The sequence below is a fragment of the Nevskia sp. genome (genome assembly GCF_023266035.1).
Lineage (GTDB): Bacteria > Pseudomonadota > Gammaproteobacteria > Nevskiales > Nevskiaceae > Nevskia.
In genome coordinates, this window is the sequence record NZ_JAHFRY010000218.1 from 1 (window position 1) to 4,492 (window position 4,492).

Annotated in this window: 3 protein-coding genes; 2 read left to right on the forward strand and 1 reads right to left on the reverse strand. The window is 65.8% G+C overall.

Translation table 11 applies throughout. The annotated features are described in order from the left end of the window. Positions 1–162 precede the first annotated feature (162 nt). Positions 163–3,231 carry an efflux RND transporter permease subunit gene (locus tag Q0D45_RS21040; protein WP_293397714.1) on the forward strand — a complete coding sequence of 1,023 codons (3,069 nt, stop codon included), beginning with the start codon at positions 163–165 and terminating at the stop codon, positions 3,229–3,231. A gap of 7 nt (positions 3,232–3,238) precedes the next feature. Here the strand turns inward: Q0D45_RS21040 and Q0D45_RS21045 are convergent, their stop codons facing one another. Continuing rightward, a complete protein-coding gene (locus Q0D45_RS21045; RefSeq protein WP_293397717.1) occupies positions 3,239–4,030 on the reverse strand; it encodes a PaaX family transcriptional regulator C-terminal domain-containing protein in 792 nt (263 codons plus the stop codon). A gap of 85 nt (positions 4,031–4,115) precedes the next feature. Here Q0D45_RS21045 and Q0D45_RS21050 point away from each other — a divergent pair. After that, a partial coding sequence (locus tag Q0D45_RS21050; RefSeq protein ID WP_293397720.1) for an enoyl-CoA hydratase-related protein occupies positions 4,116–4,492 on the forward strand: 377 nt, incomplete at its 3' end.

Genomic DNA, 4,492 nt, shown 5'->3' on the forward strand with positions numbered 1-4,492 from the left:
GTCGACCGTGAAAGCTGCCGAGCGCAGCGTCGCTTTCGTCAGCGGTGCTGATGTCGCGCTCGACGAAGCCCTGCCGGCTGGCACTCAGGTGATCACCGAAGGCGCGGCCTATCTGCGTGACGGCGAGACCGTGCGCGTCGTTGCGGATGAGATCGCTGCGCCATGAGCCTGTCCGAGTTCTCGGTCAAGAACTTCCCGTTCACCCTGGTGATGTTCGGCCTGCTGGCCGCGCTCGGCATCAGCAGCCTGCGCAGCATTCCGCGCACTGAAGATCCGTACTTTCCGATCTCGGCGTTCTCGGTGGTCGCCATCTATCCCGGCGCCGATCCGCTGGAAATGGAGCGCCAGGTCACCGAGCCGATCGAAGACGCGCTGAACGAGATCGACGACGTCAAGCATCTGTTCGCCAGCGCCGATGATTCACTGTCGGTGGTTCAGGTCGAGTTCCAGAGCGACGTCGATGTTGCCAAGAAGTACGACGAAGTGACGCGCGAAATCGCCAGCCTGCGACCGAAGCTGCCAGCCGGCGTGACGCGGCTGGAAGTCAAGAAGATCAACCCCGGTCTGGTCAACATCGTGCAGATCGCGCTGGTCTCGGATACCGCGAGCTACGGCCGCCTGGCCGATCTCGCCGAAGCGCTCGAAGACCGGCTGGAAACCGTCGCCGCAGTGCGCGAAGCGAAGACCTGGGCTTATCCCGAACGCGAGCTGAGAGTGGCGCTCGACTTCCGCCGCCTCGCCGAACTGAAGCTGCGCGCGGCCGATGTGCTCTCTGCCGTCTCCGGCGAAAACACCAACCTGCCCGGTGGCCCAGTCGAAGTGGCCGGGCGGCGCTTCAACCTGCAGACCAGCGGCAGCTATCGCTCGCTCGATGAAGTGCGCAACACCGTCATCGGCGGCAGCCCGGGCCGGCTGATCACGGTCGGCGATGTCGCCAAGGTCGATTGGGACTACGAATCGCTGGAGTACACCGCGCGCTACAACGGCAAGCGCGCGATCTGGGTCACCGCGAACCAGAAGGACGCGCAGAACATCTTCGTCACCCAGGAAAAGATCGAGCAGGTGATCGCCGAGTTCGCACCGACCTTGCCGGCCGATGTGAAGCTCGAACGCGCCTTCGATCAATCGAAGAACGTCGATCGCCGGCTGTCGCGGCTGACCCTGGATTTCGCCCTCGCCATCGCCCTGGTCGCGATCACCCTGCTGCCGCTTGGCCTGCGCGCGGCCGGCGTGGTGATGATCTCGATTCCGCTGTCGCTGGCCACCGGCGTTGCAGCCCTGCAGTTCGCCGGCTTCTCGATCAATCAGCTGTCGATCGCCGGCTTCGTCGTGGCACTCGGGCTGCTGGTCGACGACTCGATCGTGGTCACCGAAAACATCGCCCGCTTCCTGCGCATGGGCTACAGCCGGCGCGATGCGGCGATCCTGGCGACCAAGCAGATTTCGCTGGCGGTGATCGGCTGCACCGCAACCCTGCTGTTCGCCTTCCTGCCGCTGCTGATGCTGCCGGAGAACGCCGGCAAGTTCATCCGCTCTCTGCCGGTGGCCGTGGTGTTCACGGTGCTGGCCTCGCTGCTGGTCAGCTTGACCATCATTCCGTTCCTCGCCTCGCGCCTGCTGCCAGCGCATGAGCACGAGGACGGCAATGCTTTCCTGCGCGCGACTCAGAAGCTGATCCGCAGCATCTACGCGCCGCTGCTGCATCGCGCCCTCGCCGCGCCGAAACGCACGGCATTGGCTGCCGGCCTGCTGTTCGTCGTCAGTCTGGCACTGGTTCCGGCGATCGGTTTCTCGCTGTTCCCGAAAGCCGGCACGCCGCAGTTCCTGGTGCAGATCACCTTGCCGGACGGTGCCAGCCTCAATGCCAGTGATCGGGTGCTGAAAGCTGTCGAGGCCGAGCTGCAAGCCGAGCCGGATGTCGCCAAGACCATGGCCAATCTCGGCCGCGGCAATCCGCAGATCTACTACAACGTGTTCCAGAAGGAACTGGCCGCGAACTACGCCGAAGTGTTCGTCGAACTGACGCGTTACGACGAGCGCCGGACCACGGCGATCTACGACCGGCTGCGAACCAAGTTCGCGGCGATTCCCGGCGCCGAGATCGTGCTCAAGGAGTTCGAGAACGGCCCGCCGATCGCCGCCCCGATCGCGATCCGCATCGTCGGCCCGGCGCTGGGCGAGCTGCGTCATCTCGCTGGCGAAGTCGAAGCGATCATTGCTTCGGTGCCCGGCACCCGCGACGTGATCAATCCGCTGCGCCGCGCCCGGCTCGATCTGGAACTGGCGGTCGATCCGCAGCGCGCCGGCCTGCTCGGGGTACGGCCGATCGATCTCGATCAAAGCCTGCGTCTCGCCGTGGCCGGACTGCCGGCCGGTGATTTCCGCACCGACAGCGGTGACAACTATCCGGTGGTGCTGCGCGCGCCGATGCAGGGCCGCAGCCGGCTCGACACGCTCGATGGCCTGCACGTCGGCACCATCAATGGCACGCAGGTGCCGCTGGCACAGCTTGCCGAACTGAAACTGGTTGAATCGCCGGCCGGCATCGAACGCTATGACCGCGCCCGCTCGGTGACCGTGTCGGCGTACTCCGGCACCGGCTACAACACCGATGCGCTGACCAAGGCGGTGATCGCCAAGCTCGACGCCTACACCTGGCCGGCCGGTTATCGCTACGACGTCTCCGGCGAAGCCGAAAGCCGTGCCGAAAGCTTCGCCGGCTTCGGCGCCGCGATCACCATCACCGTGTTCGGCATCCTCGCCGTGCTGGTGCTCGAGTTCGGCAGCTTCAAGTCGACCCTGATCGTCGCCACGGTGATTCCGCTCGGCGTCATGGGCGGCCTGGTGGCGCTGTTCCTGAGCGGCTATTCGATGAGCTTCTCGGCGATCATCGGCTTCATCGCCCTGATCGGCATCGAGATCAAGAACTCGATCTTGCTGGTCGATTTCACCAATCAGCTGCGCCGCGAAGGCATGGAACTCAACCGCGCGATCGAGCAGGCCGGCGAAGTGCGCTTCCTGCCGATCCTGCTGACTTCGCTGACCGCGATCGGCGGCCTGCTGCCGCTGGCGCTGCAAGGCTCGGGGCTTTACTCGCCGCTGGCCTGGGTGATCATCGGCGGCCTGGTCAGTTCGACCTTGATCGGCCGTCTGGTGACGCCGGTGATGTATCGCTTGCTGCCGCCGGTCATCGAGCCTATCGAACCCGTGGGCCTGCCAGCACGCGCCTGATGGTTGTTCAGGAGCGCGCCGGCAGACAACGCACCTGCCGCCAGATCGCCTGGCCGGCGCGGTCATAGGCGCGCACGGTTTCGACGAAGGCGTGGCGCGCGTCGACGTCGACCATCGGCGCCGGCAGCAACGGATCGAACACGATCTGACGGATCGCGTGACGGCCCATCAGCAGCGATTCGCGGGCGGCGACTTCGGGTTCGAGTTTCGCCGCGCGCTGCATCCAGCTTTCCAGCTCGCGTCGCAGCTTCGCGTAGCTCGCGTTCAGCGCCTTGCCGTCCCATAACCTGGCGATGCGCTTCTCGCGCGCGGCATCGAACTGGCTGGCGACGAAGACACCGGCACTGGCTTCGAGGCCGAGCTTGACCAGCCGCGCACGGACAGCGTCGACGCCATCCTCGATGTTGTCCGGCCGCAGCCACAGGCCGGGATCGAGCTCGCGGAAGCCGAGCATGTCCAGCGCCCGCTGCCTGGCTTTAAGCCGCGCGCGATCGCTGCGCGCAAGCGGGCCGCTGTGCACCACCAGCCAGCCGCCGCTCCACGGCCGGGGGCGCGCTTCGGCGGTGCGCCAGGTCGCCACTTCATCGGCCAGTTCATGGGCCGCGCCGCAAAGCCGGTAAACACCGCGATCGGTCGCTTCGATCAGACCTTCGGCGGACAGCCGCAGCAGCACGACGCGGACGTTGTTTTCGCGGATGCCGAACAGCGCGCAGGAACTGATCGCCTCGCGCGCCGACAGCGGCTCGCCTTCGGTCGCCAGCAGCAGGTCGAGGATCAAGGTCTTGGCGCTGAGTTTCATCGCTGAAAAGCTGACGGACGGTGGCAAGGATTGCAGAAGCTAATCATTACAGATATTGTCGTTTGACGATTTATTTTGTAACGACATGAAAACCACCGTCCATCTCGAACGTCGCCCGCCGCTGCTGATCGTCACCATCGATCGGCCGGAGGTGCGCAACTGCGTCGACCGGCCAACCGCCGACGCGCTCGCCGAAGCCTTCCGCGCCTTCGATGCTGACGATGCCTTGAGTGTCGCGATCCTCACCGGTGCCGGCGGCCACTTCTGCGCCGGTGCCGATCTGAAAGCGGTGGCCTCGGGCGAGCCGGCACGCGCCAACCGAGTGACCGCCGATGGCGACGGGCCGATGGGGCCGACGCGCATGCGCTTGTCGAAACCGGTGATCGCCGCCGTCGAAGGCCATGCCGTCGCTGGCGGCCTGGAACTGGCGATCTGGTGCGATCTCCGGGTGGCCGCCGAGAC